Annotated in this window: 17 protein-coding genes; 9 read left to right on the top strand and 8 right to left on the bottom strand. The window is 34.5% G+C overall.

Annotated elements, in window-relative coordinates; all coding sequences use genetic code 11:
- Positions 1 to 75: 75 nt before the first annotated feature.
- Positions 76 to 549, bottom strand: coding sequence for a GyrI-like domain-containing protein (locus tag HMPREF2597_RS09545; protein WP_002460315.1), 474 nt, complete (start codon positions 547 to 549; stop codon positions 76 to 78).
- 162 nt (positions 550 to 711) lie between these two features.
- Here HMPREF2597_RS09545 and HMPREF2597_RS09540 point away from each other — a divergent pair, with 162 nt between their 5' ends.
- Positions 712 to 1,359: a C39 family peptidase gene (locus HMPREF2597_RS09540; RefSeq protein ID WP_002478688.1), complete on the top strand. Its 648-nt coding sequence runs from the start codon at positions 712 to 714 to the stop codon at positions 1,357 to 1,359.
- Positions 1,360 to 1,526: 167 nt separating this feature from the next.
- On the opposite strand, the gene HMPREF2597_RS09535 is transcribed toward HMPREF2597_RS09540, so the two are convergent.
- Entirely contained in the window at positions 1,527 to 2,342 is an 816-nt protein-coding gene (locus HMPREF2597_RS09535) for a metallophosphoesterase (protein WP_002478687.1), read from the bottom strand.
- 252 nt (positions 2,343 to 2,594) lie between these two features.
- On the opposite strand from HMPREF2597_RS09535, the gene HMPREF2597_RS09530 reads away from it, so the two are divergent.
- Positions 2,595 to 3,953, top strand: a complete 1,359-nt coding sequence (locus tag HMPREF2597_RS09530) for an amino acid permease (RefSeq protein WP_002478686.1) — start codon at positions 2,595 to 2,597, stop codon at positions 3,951 to 3,953.
- A gap of 129 nt (positions 3,954 to 4,082) precedes the next feature.
- Complete coding sequence (locus HMPREF2597_RS09525) at positions 4,083 to 6,146, top strand: cation:proton antiporter (protein ID WP_002478685.1); 2,064 nt, start codon at positions 4,083 to 4,085, stop codon at positions 6,144 to 6,146.
- A gap of 59 nt (positions 6,147 to 6,205) precedes the next feature.
- Here the strand turns inward: HMPREF2597_RS09525 and HMPREF2597_RS09520 are convergent, their stop codons facing one another.
- A complete protein-coding gene (locus HMPREF2597_RS09520; RefSeq protein WP_002478684.1) occupies positions 6,206 to 7,150 on the bottom strand; it encodes a hypothetical protein in 945 nt (314 codons plus the stop codon).
- 388 nt (positions 7,151 to 7,538) lie between these two features.
- On the bottom strand, positions 7,539 to 9,365 hold the full coding sequence (locus HMPREF2597_RS09515) for an APC family permease (protein ID WP_002460323.1): 1,827 nt from the start codon (positions 9,363 to 9,365) through the stop codon (positions 7,539 to 7,541).
- A 281-nt stretch (positions 9,366 to 9,646) separates the two neighbouring features.
- Here HMPREF2597_RS09515 and HMPREF2597_RS09510 point away from each other — a divergent pair, with 281 nt between their 5' ends.
- Positions 9,647 to 11,158 (top strand): serine hydrolase FLP, encoded by a 1,512-nt coding sequence (locus HMPREF2597_RS09510; protein ID WP_012990737.1) that lies wholly within the window; start codon positions 9,647 to 9,649, stop codon positions 11,156 to 11,158.
- A gap of 111 nt (positions 11,159 to 11,269) precedes the next feature.
- Positions 11,270 to 12,091 (top strand): membrane protein insertase YidC, encoded by an 822-nt coding sequence (yidC, locus tag HMPREF2597_RS09505; protein ID WP_002460326.1) that lies wholly within the window; start codon positions 11,270 to 11,272, stop codon positions 12,089 to 12,091.
- Positions 12,092 to 12,154: 63 nt separating this feature from the next.
- Here the strand turns inward: yidC and HMPREF2597_RS09500 are convergent, their stop codons facing one another.
- The 4 genes from HMPREF2597_RS09500 to HMPREF2597_RS09485 form a co-directional block, all read right to left on the bottom strand.
- Positions 12,155 to 13,006 (bottom strand): NAD-dependent epimerase/dehydratase family protein, encoded by an 852-nt coding sequence (locus HMPREF2597_RS09500; protein ID WP_002478682.1) that lies wholly within the window; start codon positions 13,004 to 13,006, stop codon positions 12,155 to 12,157.
- A 203-nt stretch (positions 13,007 to 13,209) separates the two neighbouring features.
- Entirely contained in the window at positions 13,210 to 13,512 is a 303-nt protein-coding gene (locus HMPREF2597_RS09495; RefSeq protein WP_275949784.1) for a GNAT family N-acetyltransferase, read from the bottom strand.
- A 145-nt stretch (positions 13,513 to 13,657) separates the two neighbouring features.
- Positions 13,658 to 14,590, bottom strand: a complete 933-nt coding sequence (locus HMPREF2597_RS09490; RefSeq protein ID WP_002478680.1) for a 2-dehydropantoate 2-reductase — start codon at positions 14,588 to 14,590, stop codon at positions 13,658 to 13,660.
- Positions 14,591 to 14,772: 182 nt separating this feature from the next.
- Complete coding sequence (locus tag HMPREF2597_RS09485; protein ID WP_002478679.1) at positions 14,773 to 16,167, bottom strand: MFS transporter; 1,395 nt, start codon at positions 16,165 to 16,167, stop codon at positions 14,773 to 14,775.
- Positions 16,168 to 16,474: 307 nt separating this feature from the next.
- Between HMPREF2597_RS09485 and HMPREF2597_RS09480 the strand changes: the two genes are divergently transcribed.
- The 4 genes from HMPREF2597_RS09480 to lrgB all read left to right on the top strand — a co-directional run bounded on the left by HMPREF2597_RS09480 (position 16,475) and on the right by lrgB (position 20,664).
- Positions 16,475 to 18,229 carry a sensor histidine kinase gene (locus tag HMPREF2597_RS09480; RefSeq protein ID WP_002460334.1) on the top strand — a complete coding sequence of 585 codons (1,755 nt, stop codon included), beginning with the start codon at positions 16,475 to 16,477 and terminating at the stop codon, positions 18,227 to 18,229.
- Positions 18,230 to 18,991 (top strand): response regulator transcription factor LytR, encoded by a 762-nt coding sequence (locus tag HMPREF2597_RS09475; protein ID WP_012990736.1) that lies wholly within the window; start codon positions 18,230 to 18,232, stop codon positions 18,989 to 18,991.
- A gap of 510 nt (positions 18,992 to 19,501) precedes the next feature.
- Positions 19,502 to 19,963 (top strand): antiholin-like murein hydrolase modulator LrgA, encoded by a 462-nt coding sequence (lrgA, locus tag HMPREF2597_RS09470; protein ID WP_002478678.1) that lies wholly within the window; start codon positions 19,502 to 19,504, stop codon positions 19,961 to 19,963.
- On the top strand, positions 19,963 to 20,664 hold the full coding sequence (lrgB, locus tag HMPREF2597_RS09465) for an antiholin-like protein LrgB (RefSeq protein WP_002478677.1): 702 nt from the start codon (positions 19,963 to 19,965) through the stop codon (positions 20,662 to 20,664). Before lrgA ends, lrgB begins: the two co-directional genes overlap by 1 nt.
- The last annotated feature ends 70 nt before the right edge of the window (positions 20,665 to 20,734 follow it).

Below are 20,734 nucleotides of genomic sequence, written 5' to 3'. Positions count from 1 at the left end.
CTATGAATTCATAATGAATGCTGTCCCGCTTCTATATTTTTATAACATTACCGTTTCGTTGTTAACTTGCTTACCTTATTCCGACTCTATCGGAAGCCATATTTCAGCTACATAATCATCACTTTCAATATCTCCTGGCAGGTAAAGTTCAAAGAAATTGGCATCTTTGATACGAAAACCTTCGCGTGGCAACAAGTTTACATGAATATGGCGCATTGTGCGTTGTATAGAATCTGGAAAAGGTCCACTTGTCGTCACAACTAAATAATCACCTTTGACTAATTGAACCTTTGAATATCCCTCATGCGGTATAGATTGATTTGTGACACCTATTAAATAATCCATTCGCCCGTCTTCGTGTGAAATACACACGCCTAATAAGCCATTTAGTGTGCCATCACTGTGGCGTGCTAATTCTTCATCGATATGTGCACTTATCACATCCTCCCAAAATGATGCAATATGTTTTTGAGCTTGTGTACCACTTCGATAACTTCGATGAAAACCAACAACTTGTATTTCTTCTAGCTGTTCTAATCTATATTGCATAAATCTATCCCCTTTTTATTTTTCTATAATTATTATAGCCACAAAATGAATCATTTAATCTAGTAGTCAAAACTTTTTAATATACGAATTTGGCATTGCGTTATATAATAAGTTGTATTATTTTTGGACAGTGTGTTTACACGTACCGAGGAGAACGATGTCATGAGTAAAACAATCTTAAACGTTAAACCAATCAGCCAACTTTTCCCTTTACCCTTAGTTATGGGATGCGAAGGCGTTTCTGCAGCAATGTTGCTGCAATATAATCATCATACTACGAAAGCCACAGATATTATGAAAAACTGGCCGACACATAAAAATAATCCGTATAAAGGTTATGTTGGTCATCAATTATTTATTAAGTTTGGACATCACCAAACGATTTTTCCTGAAGCGTTTGTCCCACATCTTCAACAATTTGATGCACGCGTCAGCAATGGTACAGGACATGCATTATCCGAACTTGAACAGATTATTGATCAAGGCCAACCTGTCATTATTTATCACACAAGTTTAGGACAAAAGCCATTACACAAAATCTATCATTTCGATCAAAAACCTACGCCGACCGTCGCAAATATTCATGTGACATTATTAATTGGCTACGACGATACCCATTATTACTACATAGATCCATTATGGAGTCACCTAGGTTGGAAAATTGTCTTTCCAGCTATATTACCAAATAAATTTCAAATCATTAAAATTAGTAAACAAAAAATGGCTACGAGTTATAATGCACCTGGTCAAAAATGCATTTATATCAATCCTAACAGTGAACAACCTAATAACCTCTCAAGTAATAGGTAACTTCGAAATGCATATTAAATACAAACAGAGCATGCTCTGTTTGTATTTGTCTATAAGTATTTCATTTATATTCGCTCTCTTATTTTAATTCGTTTTTAGAACCTCTTACCATGTAATTAATGTATGATACTTATCATTTTTAATCATTTAGCAACCTATGTTTCTTATTAATCATTAATTGTAAAATCCATTAATGCATGATTGACTTCTGATATGATATCATCCGTTCGCCATTGCCGTTGATAGCCAAGACATGGGCAAAGATACGTTATGCCATTTTCTGTCAGTTCTTTTCTAAAATGCACATGCCCCATAATGCTATAACGTACAGGATAATCCTGATAGATACTGTCAATGTCTGTCGTCCCAATATAAGCATTAAAAAAATCAAATAGACGATGTGGTGTCGGAACCATAAATGCAGGGTGAGTCACAATATGCGTTACTATAATAAGTTTTCTTGGTGCTACTTGTGAAGCATGCGCTCGTAATTCATCAGCAAACTGTTTTGATAATTGCCGATCATCCACTGTCCAATCAATACGGACTTTGTCTTGCCAGGTCGCCCCATAATGCTTGCCGCTTTGTAACTGTTCTTCTGAAAAACGTTCATGTGCATAGCTATAATCATACCAAGCCGTTGAGCCTATAATTGCCCAATTGTCATTGATAATATAAGGCTGTGTCATGAGACACTCTGGTTGTTGACGAAAAGATGTGACAATATCAGTTGAGCTATGATCTAATTGATCTGACCAATAGTCATGATTGCCAGGTACAAATAGCACAGGAATATTTATTTGGGCTTTAACTTGAGAGATAAACGCACACGTCATTTGATAATTGTTAGAAATATCTCCGGCTATAATTAATAAATCCAATTGCCGCTTGATGGCACAGTCAACCAAAGCCTGCATGTAACCTTCACTATTTATATAAGTATGTCGATCGATATGTAAATCTGAAATAGTGCCTATTTTCATAAAACTTCCTACTTTGCTTGTTACTTATAATCATTATGTCACAAGCACTACACATTTTAAAATTTTGAAACTTACATATACCTAAAGATAATTGTAATTTCTATAATTAACTGTATAATAAAATCATATTTCATCATAATTACACATAAATATACATTATTATGACCTATAAAAAATATTTGACCTCAAAGTTTAAATAGCATATTTAGCTATGATTTCGACAAGCTTATCGTTTATATGGAGGATGACTTTATGGCACAGCAATTACAAAGAGAATTAAGCAATCGTCATATCCAATTAATAGCCATTGGTGGCGCTATTGGCACTGGTCTCTTTTTAGGTTCAGGCCAAACCATTTCGTTAACTGGCCCTTCCATATTATTGGCATATATGATTATTGGCATGGTGTTATTTGCTTTTATGCGTGCTTTAGGAGAGTTGTTGCTAAGTAATACGCAATACAATTCCTTTGTAGACATTGCCAATGACTTTCTCGGTCCTTTTGGCGGCTTTGTAATTGGATGGACGTATTGGATTAGTTGGATTATTTCCAGTATGTCAGACTTGACAGCTATGGGACAGTATTTTAGCTTTTGGTTTCCCAATTTTCCCCACTGGATTACGGTTTTATCTATCGTATTTATGCTAACTTTATTTAATTTATTAGGGGCGAAATTATTTGGGGAAATCGAGTTTTGGTTCGCGATTATTAAAATTATAACAATTGTCGCCATTATCCTTATAGGTTTGGTGATTATTTTATTTGGAATACACACTTATTATGGACAAGCTTCTTTTACTAATTTGGCACAGTATCAAGGGCTGTTTCCTCATGGTTCATTTGGCTTTTTAATGTCATTTCAAATTGCACTATACTCATTTGTTGGTATCGAATTAATTGGTGTCACTGCTGGGGAAACGAAGCATCCAGAAAAAACGATTCCACAGGCTATCAATAATGTACCTGTTCGCATATTATTATTTTATATTGGTAGTTTACTGATCATCATGTCTGTGATTCCATGGGATAAAATTGGTACAAACAGTAGTCCTTTCGTAACAATGTTTAAATTAATCGGTATTCCATTTGCGGCTGGTATTGTCAATTTCGTTGTGTTAACTGCTGCCGCTTCTGCAACAAATAGTGGCATCTATTCCAATAGTCGTATTTTATTTGGATTGGCTAAAAGAGGCTTAGGCCCTCAACCGTTAACAAAAACAAATCATCATGGTGTTCCTTTTATTGCCATGCTAATATCGTCAGTCATCTTATTAGTAGCCGTATTACTCAATTATATATTTCCTAACGCGATACAATTATTTATCTATGTAACAACGCTATCTACTGTGCTCTTTATAGTGGTATGGTCCATGATTGTTGTGTCTTATATCAAATATGTACGTCAGCATCCCCAACAACATAAACAAAATACATTTAAATTATTAGGCGGACAGTGGATGGCCTATGTTATTTTAGGTGTCTTTGCTTTGATTTTCATTTTATTATTCTTTAGTAAAGAAACAAGAATGGCTCTATTTATCTCACCAATTTGGTTTATCTTTTTATTTCTTTTCTATCGGCGTCGCCTTGCAACAAAGATTAAAGAATAAATATCAAAAATATTCATCCCTCAATCACTTTAATATCGTGACTGAGGGATACTTTTTAACACTTCTTTATTTCATTCTAGGTACTTCATGATAAAATAACTATATTATCTATACTAGAAGGAGTGCGTTATGGAATTACTTGAAGCTTTCTTATTATTTATTACTGCAGTGATTATCAGTTCGATTATTTATAATCGCTTTCCTAAAATTCCTGCTGCATTTATACAAATCGCCTTGGGTGTCTGTTTATTCATACTCCCCATTCCGATTCACTTTAAATTTGATTCTGAAGTCTTCATGTTTGCGGTCATTGCACCGTTATTATTTGTTGAAGGCACTCACGTGTCGCGTACAAAACTGATGGAGTACAAAAAGCCCATCGTCTTAATGGCCATGGCGTTAGTATTCGCAACAGTTATTGGTGTCGGCTATTTTATTCATTGGATTTGGCCTGATTTACCTATGCCAGCAGCTTTTGCTATTGCAGCGATTTTATGTCCGACTGACGCTGTAGCAGTATCCGCTATTACAAAAGGAAAAATGTTACCCAAAGGCTCAATGGCTATCTTAGAAGGCGAATCATTACTCAATGATGCTGCAGGTATCATTTCCTTTAAAATTGCAGTAACAGCCTTAGTTACAGGGTCATTTTCTGCCTTTCATGCCATAGGACAATTTATTGTGTCCACTATTTTAGGTATTTTAATTGGCATTATCATTGGCACTTTGGTAGTTCGTTTACGTATTTATCTTACAGCAAATAAAGGTTTAAAAGATAACAATACATTAACATTTATCCAACTTTTGACACCTTTTGTTGTTTATTTTATTGCCGAAGAACTACATGCATCTGGAATTATTGCCGTCGTCATTGCTGGTCTCATTCATGGCTTAGAGCGTGACCGTCTCATTCGTGCCCAAACGGAATTACAAATGAACTACAACCAGATTTGGACTACACTGAGTTATGCATTAAATGGCTTCGTTTTCGTAGTACTTGGCTTTATCGTTCCTGAAGTTGTGGATGAAATTATTCGCGTAGAGCCAGAAAATATTATGTTTTTAATTGGCATTACGCTTAGTATTGCCGTAGCCATTTATGTTTTTCGTTATATATGGGTGTATATTTGGTTTAAGGACTTTTATGCCCCTAAAAATGTGCAGTCTTATTTGGATGATGACAGTGGTTCTATTCCAACACGTAGTCGTTATGCATTTATCATGACGATGTGCGGTATTCACGGTACCATTTCATTATCAATGGCTTTAACACTTCCAGAATTAGTAGGTCAACAGCAACATTTTGAATATCGTAATGATTTATTATTTATCGCAGCCTTAATGGTGTTAATTAGCCTGATCTTAGCGCAAATTATACTGCCGCTCATCACACCATCAGCACATGAGACAGATTTCCAAGGAATGAGCTATCAATCGGCAAAGATTTTCATTGTACAGCAAGTCATTGACTCTTTTAAAGAAAAGTCAACCTCACAGCCAGACATTGACTATCGACCAATTTTAAACCAATACTTTAATGAATTATCTTTCTTATTAAATATAGAGCCTGATAATAAAAATACAAAGGAATTGCGCCGTTTAGAAGATATTGCAGAAAAAATAGAGACAGAAACGTTAGAACGTTTAATTGCTAAAGGAAGTATCACTAAGCAAGATATTTCGAATTATCGAGGTGTAATTGAATATTCTCAATTTTTTAGAGAAGCATCTTTCATCAAAAAGCTCTCACGCTTTATCAAATTATTCTATCTACGCCTTAAAGCACTTAAAAGCAGTGACAAATCTGAGCGTAATGATATACGTCAAAAATATCAAGATGGCTTTAAGCATGTGCAAAAAATTATGCGTATCGTCAACCATAATATCATCTTAAAAATGCGTGAAGAACAACATAGTAGTAACGTACTTGAAGTAAGCTTGGTCATTAATCGCTATACGAACCTTACTCAAACCTTACGTCAAAGTGCTTCAAAAATAAAAGCACGCCAAAAAAACGAATTAATTGTTAGCAATGAAACCCAACAATCATTAAAATTACAAGCACTATATACACAACGTGACGTACTCGATAAACTGATTGCCAACAATAAAATAACGAATGATATCGCGAAACAAATTCGTGAAAATATCAACTATAATGAAATTGTGTTAGCCAGTGAATCAACACATTAATTGTACAAATATAAAGGTACGACCTCCTTAACTATGGAAGTCGTACCTTTTTAATGAATTTAAGAATCATGTACACCTTGGTCTAATACTTCTTTTTGCTCTTTAATGAATTTCATCATAGATAGATAATTACTGTTACCAAAATCCCTAGAACCACTCATAAATTCAATACCACTTAAATAAGCAACTTGTGGTTCTTTATCACTATTATAATTAAACGGTGAGAAAGTATAGAAAGCAAGTACTGGCACTTGATCTTCTTTCTTTTTCGCTGGTGCTTTAGCGATGACTGATACATTGACTAATGGAATACCAGAATATTTCATTTGTCCTATACCGTAAGACACTGGTTTAGGAGCTACCAATTGATTTAATGTTTTAATGTCTTTCATTTTGTCACCATCTAAAGCTTTTGCAAAATCAGCTGTATAGAATCCTGGTTCGATTGACGCATAAACGAGTTTACCATCTTTATATTTAGTTAAAATCTCAGCATAAAACTCTGGGATATTGCTCTTTCCTATTTTCTTACCACTTGGATCAACATACCAATAGTCAATTTGTTTCAGACCACCTGGATTTTTTATTTCTTTACGTTTAACACCTTTTTTATCTTTAAAGAAGTCATCAACTTCTTTCATAGATGCCCCTTTTGATTCTTTAACATAGTTATAATCTGCAATTTCAACCTTTTTCATAAGTTCTTTATAATCTTTCCAACCTTGCATACCTGTTTTATTTGTTAATGACTTTTCAGTAACAAGTGGATCCAACTTGCCCATGATGTCTACTTTTTCTTTTTTACTTGCTTTCTTTTCTAATTCTTTATATTCTTTTTCTTTGTCAGTCATCTTATCGTCATCTTTAATTTTAACTGTTTCAGTATCTGTTTTAGATGATTTATCCGATTTGGTTGATGACTCTTTGTTATCATTATCATGGTGTGAGCAACCAGCTAATGTAAGTCCTAATGCAAGTAAAATCATAACTATACCTTTACGCATATTTGTTCCTCTTCTCTATTCGTATTTAATACTAGCGTCATACAATTCAAAAACGATGTTATATTTAAATTTTACAATAGTTGACTTACTATTTAAATAACTTTTTTAATATTTTAAGCAAAATAAAAAAGAAATCCGTATAGCACATAAATTTCTATGACATGTTAAAAAAGGAGCGGAACAGAATTCATTATGAATTCGTAGTCCCGCCCCGGCAAGATTGACTCGGATTGAAAAAGCTTGGTATACGCATATTTTCAATCCAGTCAACGACTGCCAATATATGGCATTCATAGCCTAAAACATAATGATGTCCCAGACTTTTTATGCTTTTATTTTTGGATTTATATCCCCGTCTAACCTTTATCATCTGTACAACAGGGTTTAATTATTTTTTTAACTTATACGGAATCGTCGCAAGAATAACATTTTTTTGATAGAATAAATGCATTTTCAAGCGAATACTCGTTTGATTGTGTAAAAAGTTATGCCATGGCTTTTTAGTTACAAATTGAGGTACAACCACGGTGATGACATAGTTCTTATCATTAGCTTTTTTATTAATTTTATCAATAAAGCGTGATATTGGACGTATCACACTACGATATTCTGAACGTAAAATAACCAAACGTATATCTGGAAAATGAGCTTTCCATTTATTTTGCAAACATGTTTCATCTTTATCTCCAAATGACACATGCACAGCAATGACGTCATCTGCAATCATTTGCGCGTAATAAATAGATTTATCAACGGCAGATGTAATACTACTAATCGGTACTAATGCTAAATTTTTATCCACGATTGGCATGTCTTGAATCATCGCATTTGAACGTAATTGTTCGGCAATATCTCTATAATGCATTCGTATTTTTAAGAAGCCAATAACGACGATTGGCAAGAAAATGAGAATTGGCCAAACCTGATTAAATTTCGTAATTAAGAATATCATAAATACGACAAAAGTAATGGTACCACCAACTGCATTCGCAATCAGTTTGACAGCCCATCCTTTTTCTCGACCCTTTATCCATTTAATGACCATACCAAACTGGGCTAATGTAAATGGAATAAATACACCTGTGGCATATAATGGAATGAGATTTTCAGTCTTACCATCAAATAAGATAATTAAAATAATCGCAAGTACTCCTAAGACGATGATAGAGTTAGAATAACCTAATCTATCACCTCTCGCCGTAAACATGACTGGCATATATTTATCTTTAGCCATGCTTGCAGCTAGCATTGGAAAGGCCGTAAAACCTGTATTTGCAGCAAGAACTAGAATCATTACTGTCGTAGCCTGTACAAAATAATATGCCACATTCTGGCCTAATACATGTTTAGCTAATTGTGATAGTACCGTTGTTTCTTCTTGTGGTAAAATGCCATACCAATATGATAAGCCTACGATGCCCACTAATAAGAAGCCCAAAATACTACCCATAGCGATAAGTGTTTTAACTGCGTTATTAGGTCCTGGTTCTTTAAAGTTTGTTACAGCATTAGAAATCGCTTCTACCCCAGTTAATGACGATGCCCCAGAAGAAAATGCTTTTAATAGCAAGAATAAGCTTACTCCTGGCACAGCCGTTCCTACAGCTGATTGCATGTGTGGTTCTGCCTGACCTGTAGCTACTTTAAATGTTCCTATAATAATCATCACAATAAGGCCCACGATAAATAAATACACCGGATAAGATAACACCGTAGCAGATTCTGTTAAACCACGTAAATTTAACAATAAAATAAACAATACTAATAAACATGCAATTAACACTTTATGTGAATAAAGTGTTGGAATTGCAGCAACAAGTGCATCTGCACCTGATGAAATACTTACCGCTACCGTCAATATATAATCGACAAGCAAAGAGCCACCTGCGAGTAAGCCCCATTTTTCTCCCAAATTAGATTTCGATACCATATAGGCACCTCCACCTTTAGGGTAAGCATAAATGATTTGTCTATATGATAGTGTCAATGCTGCTAACAAGATAAGCACTGCAACTGCAATTGGTAAGGTATACCATGCTGCTGCAGCACCTACAATAGACAAGGTAAGCAGAATTTGTTCTGGACCATAAGCCACGGATGACAAGGCATCCGAAGATAAAATCGCTAATGCTTTAAATTTACTAATCTTTTCATTCTTTAATTCTCTATTTCTTTTAGGTTTGCCAATAATTAGTCTTTTAAATTGATTGAACATAACTACTCTTCCTTATTTATTACATTTCGATGGATAAACTATACTCCCATCTCTAAGAAAAGTATACCGCTGTCATAGAAATTTAATAAATATTTTTGCCCAATTTGTTACAAATTGCCATAAATATTTAACTGCTTTACTATTGTTTTTATATTATAAAATAATTGCTAGCAATATATGAAGCCCTTTATTGCGCGTTTTATAATTAAAATTGTTATAATGAGCATATGTTTTAAAATGAGTTGAGTGCAATAATTTAGCAAAATTAGGGGTAAATCACGTTGAAGAAGAAAATATTTGCCTTTTTAGGCGGAACCATCTTTGTGGTCACTATACTTACGATCGCCATGATAATCAATCACCATATTAATCAGAAGAAGACAGAAACGATGTTATCTAAGTCATCACAACATTATATAGATAAAATTATCACAAGTGAAATGGATAGTGGACATATTCCCGGACTATCTGTGTTGATTATGAAAGATAATAAAGTCTATTTAAATAAAGGATATGGCTATGCAAATACCAGTACTAAGGTAAAAGCCACACCGAAAACACGTTATGAAATTGCTTCAAATACAAAAGCTTTTACAGGCTATGCAATTTTACAATTAGAAAATGAAGGCAAACTGCATCTATCAGATAAAGTTTCTAAATATGTTCCTGGTTTTTATATGAAATATAAAGATAAGAGAATAGATGATATCACGATAAATCAGTTGATTGCACAAACGAGTGGCATTCCTGGAGATATTACAGATAATGACACCATTACCAGTAAAAATGATAGTCTAAGTGGTATCGTTGATAGCATAAAAGGACGTGAACTCAATAATAAACCAGGTGATCAATTTGAATATTCAAATATGAATTACGACATTTTAGGATTAATTGTGCAAAAGGTTTCAGGCCAATCTTATTCTAGTTACCTTGAAAACCAAATTTTCTCACCACTCAATATGCATCAAACCTATGTTAAAGGTGATACCGAGAAAAAAGGTTCAACAGCTCAAGGTTATGAAATCAAGCATGGCAAAGCCGTAAAAGATAATCCTAAATATAATGTTGGTGATGGCCCAGCCGCTTATATGGTATCTAGTACAAAAGATTTAGAATCATGGATGAGCCGTCAACTTAACCCAACACAAGCCACGCAATCTTTAGTTCAGTCTTCACATAAGCCGAAAGTTAAAACGGCAGACGATAATAAAGCGCCTAGTTATGCAACTGGCTGGTTCGTTGATGACTCAGAAGCAAATACAATTGTATATCATCCTGGTACCCTTGAGAACTTCTCATCGTATATCTTGCTAAATAAAAAGAAAAACTATGGCATTGTTGTGCTGGCCAATGCCTATTCAGATAAAACACCTGACATAGCTGAAGATTTGAACAGTCAAATTTTAAATAACAAAAATTACACAACAATTGAAAATGCAATTAATCAAAGTTCATTAGTTTCTTACGTCATTATCACTTTAAGTCTGTTCATCACAATTGCCATTGCTTTTTACATGTTACGTCGAATAATCAATATCTATCACGGTACATTTGTCATTCATGTTCAATGGAAACTTTTAGGTTACTTTTTAATTATTATGGCTGTCTTTATTAGTCTCATGACAGCTATCTATTTGCTACCAGATTTAGTTATGGGCAACACCAATTGGGACTTTATCATGGTATGGTTACCACTGCATGCCAAACTGGCATTGTGGTCTGTTATGCTCACTATCTTATGCGCTACTATCACATTAGTAACGATGCTATTCTCTAAGAAAAAAAGATAAATTTTATCGTTAAACCTAATTAATTTGAAATAAAAATTAATTAGGTTTAGTTATTTTTTTAATCTTTGTGTTATGCTATGTTTAACAATTATTTGTTGAAGGAGCTTAGCAATGAATAAACATACACGACTCTTATTCTTTAGCTGCATACTGCTACTAGCTGGCTGTAATTATTCAAAAAAACAACATCAAACGGGATTCTTTTTTTATGTATTTGTTAAACCTATCGATTGGCTGTTACACAGCATAGGTCAACTCTTTCACAGCTATGGTATTGCTATTATTCTCATTGTCATCATTATTCGTTCCATTCTGTTACCGCTAATGTTAAATCAAATGAAACAAATGCATACATTACGAGAAAAACGTGCCATCGTACAAGATGAAATAAGTGACATTCAAACACAAATGCGCCAAGCTTCAACGCCAGAGATTCGTAAAGAAGCGAATCAATTGTTGTTAGCTAAATATAAAGAATATGGTATTAGTCCATTTAAAAGTATTTTAGGATCTCTTCCAATCTTTATTCAAATTCCAATCATTTTAGGATTGTTAGCTTGCATTAAGCATCCAACCTCTGATGCATTGGCACAACATCCACATTTTTTATGGTTTAACCTCATGCATCCAGATATTTGGTTGGCATTGTTAGCTGGTTTACTTTACTTCATTCAACCACTGGTCAATGCAATCCATTATCCTAAAGGACAACGCAAAACTTATTATACTATGATGGTGCTTTCTCCTTTATTCATCATTTATGCTTCGCTGCATTCAGCTGCAGCTATTAGTCTCTATTGGGTTGTTAGTGCTTCATTCTTAATTGTACAGACTCATTTTGGCCATCGTCGATATAAGAAACAAGCTCAGGCGGCAGCAATACAACTTGAAAATTACATCGCCCAACGTGATCAAACATCTTCACAACACTGACATATGTAAAAAGCACGCAAGTCCTCCACCGAAGACGCGCGTGCTTTCTATTATCTCGCTTAATTATTGAATTGGATTCATGCCATCTTTCCATGATTTATATTGTAGCGTGCCACCTTGTGACTTAAATTTCTCATTTGATACGCCACGTTCGAATGGCTCTGCAGGTGTAATATTCACTTTAGGATTAACCTTTAGTTGTTGTTTATACCATTGTGCAAAGTCAGAACCTTTGACCGGTTCATCATCTGCAACATTATAAATACCGTTAGCAAAGTTAATTGCTTGGATAGAAGTTTCTACAGCATCATCTAAATGAACAAATGACGTCACACCATCTGATAATGTTACCTCACCATCAATAAATTGATTATAAATCATGCCATCCTTGCCATACCATGTTCCTGGACCATATAACCAACCAAAGCGTAAAACTACATAATTATCCATACGTGCTGTTTGTTCCTCTAAACCTTCAACACCTTCAACCGTAATTTTACGATCACCAGTAGAATGATCATCTAATGGTGTCTCTTCTGTAGCTAAACCTTCTCCAGGTTCATAAGTAAATGCGATACTTTGGGCAATGACTTTTTTCACATGATGTTTTAATGCAGCATCAATTAAATTTTTAGAGCCATCAATACGTACTTTTGTATTTGCTGTCATATCAACCTTTTTCAAATCTGTGATTTGATTAATAATTATTTCGGGTTGAAAGTCAGCAATCGCTGCTTCAATCGTGTCAGCTTTTAATATATCTCCAATGTATGCTTTAACATTTGCAGCTTCTAATCTTTGCTTGCCTTGCTCAGAAGTCGTAAAGCCAGCTACATCGTACCCTTCTTCTAATAGACGTTGCGTTAATTTTGTACCAATTAGTCCTGTCGCACCTGTTACAAATATTTTTACCATATGACGTCACCTCGTCCTTATTTTATCATCGTAGCACTCAACAATATGTTGCAGCATTAAAGTTAACACTAGTTACATTTCACATGTGCACATTGTGTTTAAAAACATTTTTTAAAATTAATAATGTAATATGCATACATTAAAGTTGATTTTTAAATAGTAACATATCAAACAGCTGAACTCCATTATCACAAACTGGATAGTCATAATTGGTAATAAAAAACTTTATTAGTTTCAACATACTTAAAACCAAGACTACGATAAAATGATTGTGTTACAGGACTATCACTTGTACCACCATACATTGTCGTACCACGATAGTCAGTAAAAATTTGTTCCATTAAACGTCTATCAAGCCCTTGGCACTGGTAATTGATGTCAACAGCAATATTTTTAATTTCATAGAAATACGTATTTCGCATAGCAATCACTGCAATGGTGATAAACGTTTCTCTCTCTAAATAACCCACGACGTATGAATCATATGGATCATAAAGATAACGCAGTATAGCTTATCGTTCAGGATTCTTAGTTATCACTCGATATATCAGTTCTTCCATCGTCTATTCCTTTTGTAAAAAAAGACTGAGCATACACATTATCAATTGGTAATTAATTATAATGCTTGGTCTCAGTCTTTCATTAGTGATTTTATTTCGCTTGTCGTTGGCTCTCTTTAGCATGGATTAAGTTCGTTACAAATTGGTTCACAGGTGCATCGATACCATGTTCCTGTCCTAATCGTGCAACCGCCCCATTGATGTAATCTATTTCTGTAAGACGTTGATTATTGATTAAATCTTGATACATCGAAGGAAAATGTGGTCCTACTTTATGGTTTAAATCCACTAAGTAGTCATAAATATCATCTACGTTTAAATGTACCCCGTCAATGGTTGCCACTGCTAATATTTCTTGCGTTAATTTATAAACTAAATTTAGTGCATATTCACTCGCATTTAATGTTGACAAACGACATTCTAAGACTGTACATAGTGCATTTGCTGTTCCATTTACGCAAATCTTTTTCCAAATCGATTGTTGTAAATTTTCGCTTTTCAATGGATTTAATCCTGAATGTTTCAAAATATCAAAAACAACATCAACATTTGCCTGTCCATCAGGTATTAATGCGCCAATTTCAACTGGTCCAGCACCCATTAAATGTGTATGTCCTGGTGATTCAAGGCCTGCTGTCCACACCGTCACACCACGTACAATGCGTGCTTCATCTACATAATTAACGATGACATCTTCATGTTTTAATCCGTTCATCGTACAAACCATAATCGTGTGTTCATGAATATGTGGCTTAATCTGTTCTAACATGTCACTTAGTTGCATTGATTTAGTAAATAGAAAGATGACATCATACTGATCACCTTTAGGAATTTCTGTATCGTGATACATTGGGATATTTAAATGATTTGCTTCCCCATTAATATCGATATGTAAACCATCTTGTTTGACAGCTTGCGCTTGTGGTTCCCAGCCATCAATAAATGTCACATCATAATTTTGTTTATACATCATAGCGCCAAAGCCACTACCTAAAGCACCAGATCCTGCAATTGCTATCTTCATGTTTGTATGCTCCTTCTTTCACCTTAATTAATTTTAAAATACTACTTAACTATGTTAGCGTCAACAACATTAACATAATATTCTTAATTTTTAGATAAAATGGACTAAAAATTTTGAGACAACACTTATTTTATAAGTCGTTGCCTCAATGATGTTCATAAAAATGCTCCATACTAATATTTTTACGGTGTCATATTGGTGCGTTTTGGTACAAGTAATAAGATCATAAAGAATGCTAATACTGCAATTCCAGCGTTAAAGAGCACACCTGCAGCACCGCCCCACTGTAAATTCATTGCTGATGCAAATAGGCCATAAATTGTGCTGGACATAGCAACACCAAAGGCATTCCCTAATGACGATGCCATTTTGTAGACGCCAGAAGCGACTCCTACTTTCTCATCCGGTGCTTCGGCAACTGCCGTATCAGTTGATGGTGTCGCATACATTCCAAGTCCAGTACCAAAAAGCAGATACCCTACAACGCTAGAAATGATATACCATATATCTGGCAAGAACGTTAATGACAGTAATAATAAACCTATAAATGTAAACGCACTACCAAATAACAATGGTCGTTTAGCACCTTGTGCTTGTAAAATCTTTTCTCCTACACGAATCATGATTAATACTGATATTAAATAAGTAATAGAAATCATACCAGCTTGTCCTGATGTAAAGCCTAATTTTTGTTGATAAAACGTATTAATAACTACAATCGTACCACCAGCAACGCCATTTAACATAAAGTTTGATACTGTAGCACCACTATATCCTTTATTTCTGAATAAATGAAAATCTACCAATGGATTATCAGCTTTATTTTCATAGATAAGAAAAGCAAAGCCCGCTATAAAGAACACAACAAATAATGTGAGAATCATTGGTGAGAATAGTCCTTTATCTGATGCTTGCGTCACTACAACATTGACACTTAACAATGTGATCACTAATAAAATTAGTCCAATAACGTCAAATTTTTTAACTTCTGAGCCTGTTGTTTCAGCTTTCGTTTCCGGTGTATGTTTAATTAAAAAGAATGCAACAAATGACAGCGCTATTGAAATAATAAATATCCAGTGCCATCCAATTGTAGATGCGACCCAACCGCCAAATAAAGAACAAATACCACTGCCTCCCCATGATCCAATAGACCAATAGCTTAATGCACGTTGGCGTTCTTTACCTAAAAAGTATGTGTTAACAATAGCCAGTGTTGCAGGCATGATACATGCTCCAGCAAGTCCTTGTAAAGCACGTCCTGTAATAAGTAGCCAAGGAAATGGTGCAATAATAATTAATAATGAACCCACGATATTTAATGCTAGCCCTAAATAGGTCATCTTGACACGGCCAAACTTATCAGCGATGTCTCCAGCACCTACGACAAACAAGCCAGCAAACAGGGAAGTTAAACTAACAGCAATGTTAATTGTCCCTATATTGGCATTAAATGAAGACTGCAGCGCTGGTATAACACTCACTACTGATTGCGCAAACAACCAAAACGTGAGGACCCCAATAATAATACCTGCTAGCAGTCGATTATCTCCCCTAAATTCTTGTGAAGTGTTCATAATAAAAAATTGCCTCCTAAAATTTCAAACTGAGATGAATGATTGTATATTGAAAACGTTATCATATCTAAAGCTTAAATGGAATTACATACTTAATTATATTATAAAAGCATGTTAACTATTATTTCTCTAAATAGTCGGAATATATGTTTATAGATAAATATTTTACTCTATTCATTTTCAATTTTCCACAGTTAACAAAACAATGACTGTTTAACACATGAGCATAAAAACCTGTTAAAATACTGTTATATAACACTTTTCAGTTATTTAGAAGTGGAAAATATTTTTTTGGGAGTATGGCACAATGTTCAACCTTTTTATTTTATTATTAGAACGTGTAGGGCTCATTATTATCATTGCTTATTTATTGATGAACACAAGTCATTTTAAAACAATGATGGGAGAGCGAGAAAAATGGCGTTCACAGTGGCAATTGTTAATTATTTTTGGCCTATTTGCGATTACTTCAAATTTTACAGGCATTGAAATTAAAGATGGTCAAATTATTTCAAGCAATATTTATTATCATTTAAATTCTGAAGCTTCCATGGCAAATACACGCGTGTTAACGATAGGTGCATCCGGATTAATTGGGGGTCCATATGTTGCCCTTTTTGTAGGTATCATATCCGGTTTATCACGCATGTATATCGGAGGCGCGGATGCCTACACCTATTTAATTTCATCTATTATTATAGGTTTAACATCAGGGTTTATCGGACATTTAGCCATTAAAAATCATCGTTATCCAACGGTTCTGCAAGGGGCAGTTATCGGTATTATCAATGAAGCGATTCAAATGCTATGTATATTAATATTTTCAGAAGATACCACTGCTGCTATTGAACTCGTACAATTAATATCTTTACCCATGATTTTAATTAATAGTATTGGCACCGCAATTTTCTTAAGTATTATTTTATCCACATTGAAACAAGAAGAACAAGCACGTGCCGTTCAAACTCACGATGTATTACAAATAGCTAATGAAACACTGCCTTATTTTAGAGCAGGGCTTAATGAAGCTTCTGCTAAACGTGTGGCAGAGGTGATTTTACCGCTTATGAATGTCTCTGCCGTAGCAATCACTAATAAAAAAGATATCTTAACACATGTGGGCGCAGGAAGTGATCATCATATTGCCAAAAAAGAAATCATTACAAATTTGTCCAAAGAAGTGATTAGAAGTGGACAATTAAAAGAAGCCGAATCTAAAGAAGGCATTGGTTGCAATCATGACAATTGTCCACTTGAAGCCGCAATTGTTATTCCACTTTATACCAATCATAATGTCGTTGGCACATTAAAATTCTACTTTAAAGACAAACACGATGTTACAAATTCGACAAAACAGTTAGCACGAGGCTTAGCCGAGATTTTTTCAAGTCAGTTAGAACTGGGTAAAGCAGAAACACAAAGTAAATTATTACGTGATGCAGAAATTAAATCATTACAAGCGCAAGTTAATCCGCATTTCTTTTTCAATGCTATCAATACAATATCAGCATTAGTACGCATTGATAGTGAAAAAGCACGTAAATTACTGTTACAACTAAGCCAATTCTTTCGTTCAAATTTACAAGGTGCGCGCAATAATACCATCACATTAGAAAAGGAATTGCAACAAGTTGAAGCATATTTGTCACTCGAACAAGCGCGTTTTCCTAATCGATTTCATATCGATTATCACATCGATAAACAATACCACCACATTTTGATACCGCCATTTATTATTCAAATATTAGTGGAGAATGCGATTAAACATGCGTTTAAAAATAGAAAAGCAAATAATCATATTACCGTCACTGCTAGTCAACACGACGATGCGATTCAATTAACTGTAACTGACAATGGTCAAGGTATTCCAAAAGAACGCATACCATTGTTAGGTCAAATAAGCGTCAACTCTGAAACAGGCACTGGCAGTGGTTTAGAAAATTTAAATCGTCGATTAATCGGCTTATATGGCCCAACTTCACAACTCTCTATTACTTCTACAAATAAAGGAACTCGTGTCAGTTGTATGATTCCTTATCATGAACAAAAGGAGGATATTTAAGTGAACATATTAATCGTAGATGATGAACCTTTAGCACGTAATGAATTACATTATTTATTAGATAATATTCCAACAGTAAAACATGTGGAAGAAGCTGAAAATATATCAGAGACTTTAGAACATTTACTATATGCGTCTTTTGATGCTGTCTTTTTAGATATTAATCTCATGGACGAAAGTGGTATTGATCTTGCAGAAAAAATAAAAAAGATGCAATATGCACCTTACATTATTTTTGCAACGGCACATGACACCTTTGCAGTTAAAGCCTTTGAGTTAAATGCTACAGACTATATATTAAAACCATTCGAGCAACAACGCATTGAACAGACGATAGAAAAAATTGCCCGCACCAAACAGTATGTAAATTCAGCGGCAGATCAAAATAAATTAGAACCACAAAATCATCAAAATATAAACACGCATACGAAGCAAACCGTACTGCCGATTGAGGTGGATGAACGCATTCATGTGCTTAATGTAGAAGATATTGTAGCCGTAACCGTCAATAATGGCATTACAACCATTCATTCAGTAAACCAAGATTACCAAACTTCTGAAAAGCTCAATTATTATGAAAAGAAATTACCCACAACACAATTTCTTAAAATACATCGTTCAACCATTATTAATAAAGTGCATATTAAGACTGTAGAACATTGGTTTAATTATACCTATCAACTTACCATGACGTCTGATATCAAGCTACAAGTTAGCCGATCATATATGAAAACATTTAAACAAGAAATAGGTATAGATTAAAGCATAAATCTAACACACGAATCAAATGCAAGACGCTGATTCGTGTTTTTTCTTATTTACAGGATTAATTTAGTTAATATTTTTACATTGTTTTAGTGAAGATTTACAGTCTATGAACAGGATAAGACATAAATTCCAAAATAATTGCACAAAGATGATTAGAAATTAAAAATCCTCTTTGTGCTTCTTTTATATACAATACTTTTTTGATTGGCAGGTATACCAGTGGACTCTATCACGTTGAAATGCACTTCACTTTGTTGGGTCCACCCCAGCTTGCGTTGTCCGTAGAAATGCGTTTTGCATTTCTTTTTGCTGGGGCCCCCACCCCAGCTTGCGTTATCCGTTGGCTTTCTTTTCGAAAGCCTCTTTGCTGGGGCCCCTGCATCTGGGGTGTGTTTTTTTGTATGTGGGGGTGTGTTTTTTGTATGTCGGGGATGTTTTTGTCACAGTGAAGCGTTTTCATATTAAAATGTGATCAAGATTAATAACCAGGGGGAAATTGATATTATGGCAAATGAAAATGTGAATAAAGCAAAGGCTCATAGTCAGTCTGTTGTGTCTAAAACGTATAACTTTTTCCAGCAAGCATTAACAATAGCAGTGATTTTACTTATTTCGAAAATCATTGAAAGTTTTATACCGTTTCCAATGCCAGCTTCAGTAATAGGGCTAGTATTACTGTTTATTGCATTGTGTACTGGTATTGTGAAGCTGGGACAAGTTGAAAGTGTTGGTACAGCGTTAACGAATAACATCAGTTTCTTATTCGTACCTGCAGGTGTTTCAGTTATTAATTCTTTACCAATTTTAAGCAAAAATCCAATTCTAATTATCTTATTAATTATTATTTCAACATTACTATTACTTGTATGCGTTGGTTTTGCATCGCAATTCTTGGTAACAAAATCATTGTTCCCAACGGCTGAACAAAATGAAAAATCTAGACATGTTGAGGGGGATAATCACTAATGATTGAACATTTAGGAATCAATACACCTTATTTTGGAATATTAGTTTCATTAATACCATTTGTAATCGCACAATATTTTTATAAAAAGACAAATGGTTTCTTCTTACTAGCACCGTTATTTGTAGCCATGGTTGCTGGCATAGCTTTCTTAAAGCTAACAGGCATAAGCTATGCTCAGTACAAAGTCGGTGGAGATATTATATACTTCTTCTTAGAACCAGCAACAATTAGCTTCGCCATTCCACTATACAAAAAACGTGATGTCTTAAAAAAATATTGGTTACAAATTTTTGGTGGAATCACTCTAGGTACACTTGCTGCATTGATTTTAATTTACTTAGTCTCTACATTATTCCAATTAGGAAATACTGTAAGTGCTTCTATGCTTCCACAAGCAGCTACAACAGCGATTGCATTGCCAGTATCAACAGGTATTGGTGGTGTCAAAGAACTTACATCATTAGCGGTTATTCTTAATGCGGTGGTTATCTCTGCCTTAGGTACTAAAATTGTCAAATGGTTTAAAATCTCCAATCCAATTGCACGCGGTTTAGCATTAGGCACAAGCGGACATACACTAGGTGTTGCAGCAGCCAAAGATTTAGGTGAAACAGAAGAATCTATGGGCAGTATTGCAGTCGTTATCGTTGGGGTCATTATAGTAGCAATTGTTCCACCGCTAGCTTCTATTTTATTCTAAACAAAAACTCATAAACGGTTGATTCAATATAGCAGAAATGGGAGCGGGACTATGAATTCATAGTCCCGCT

The organism is Staphylococcus sp. HMSC063A07 (genome assembly GCF_001836955.1).
GTDB classification, from domain to species: domain Bacteria; phylum Bacillota; class Bacilli; order Staphylococcales; family Staphylococcaceae; genus Staphylococcus; species Staphylococcus lugdunensis.
Note: the sequence above shows the minus strand (reverse complement) of the source record. Positions and strands in the feature narration are given on the sequence as shown.

Excerpts from the sequence above, each read along its gene's own strand:
- HMPREF2597_RS09545 (WP_002460315.1), bottom strand. The coding sequence starts at position 549 with ATGCAATATAGATTAGAACAGCTAGAAGAAATACAAGTTGTTGGTTTT.
- HMPREF2597_RS09540 (WP_002478688.1), top strand. The coding sequence starts at position 712 with ATGAGTAAAACAATCTTAAACGTTAAACCAATCAGCCAACTTTTCCCT.
- HMPREF2597_RS09535 (WP_002478687.1), bottom strand. The coding sequence starts at position 2,342 with ATGAAAATAGGCACTATTTCAGATTTACATATCGATCGACATACTTAT.
- HMPREF2597_RS09530 (WP_002478686.1), top strand. The coding sequence starts at position 2,595 with ATGGCACAGCAATTACAAAGAGAATTAAGCAATCGTCATATCCAATTA.
- HMPREF2597_RS09525 (WP_002478685.1), top strand. The coding sequence starts at position 4,083 with ATGGAATTACTTGAAGCTTTCTTATTATTTATTACTGCAGTGATTATC.
- HMPREF2597_RS09520 (WP_002478684.1), bottom strand. The coding sequence starts at position 7,150 with ATGCGTAAAGGTATAGTTATGATTTTACTTGCATTAGGACTTACATTA.
- HMPREF2597_RS09515 (WP_002460323.1), bottom strand. The coding sequence starts at position 9,365 with ATGTTCAATCAATTTAAAAGACTAATTATTGGCAAACCTAAAAGAAAT.
- yidC (WP_002460326.1), top strand. The coding sequence starts at position 11,270 with ATGAATAAACATACACGACTCTTATTCTTTAGCTGCATACTGCTACTA.
- HMPREF2597_RS09500 (WP_002478682.1), bottom strand. The coding sequence starts at position 13,006 with ATGGTAAAAATATTTGTAACAGGTGCGACAGGACTAATTGGTACAAAA.
- HMPREF2597_RS09490 (WP_002478680.1), bottom strand. The coding sequence starts at position 14,590 with ATGAAGATAGCAATTGCAGGATCTGGTGCTTTAGGTAGTGGCTTTGGC.
- HMPREF2597_RS09485 (WP_002478679.1), bottom strand. The coding sequence starts at position 16,167 with ATGAACACTTCACAAGAATTTAGGGGAGATAATCGACTGCTAGCAGGT.
- HMPREF2597_RS09480 (WP_002460334.1), top strand. The coding sequence starts at position 16,475 with ATGTTCAACCTTTTTATTTTATTATTAGAACGTGTAGGGCTCATTATT.
- lrgA (WP_002478678.1), top strand. The coding sequence starts at position 19,502 with ATGGCAAATGAAAATGTGAATAAAGCAAAGGCTCATAGTCAGTCTGTT.
- lrgB (WP_002478677.1), top strand. The coding sequence starts at position 19,963 with ATGATTGAACATTTAGGAATCAATACACCTTATTTTGGAATATTAGTT.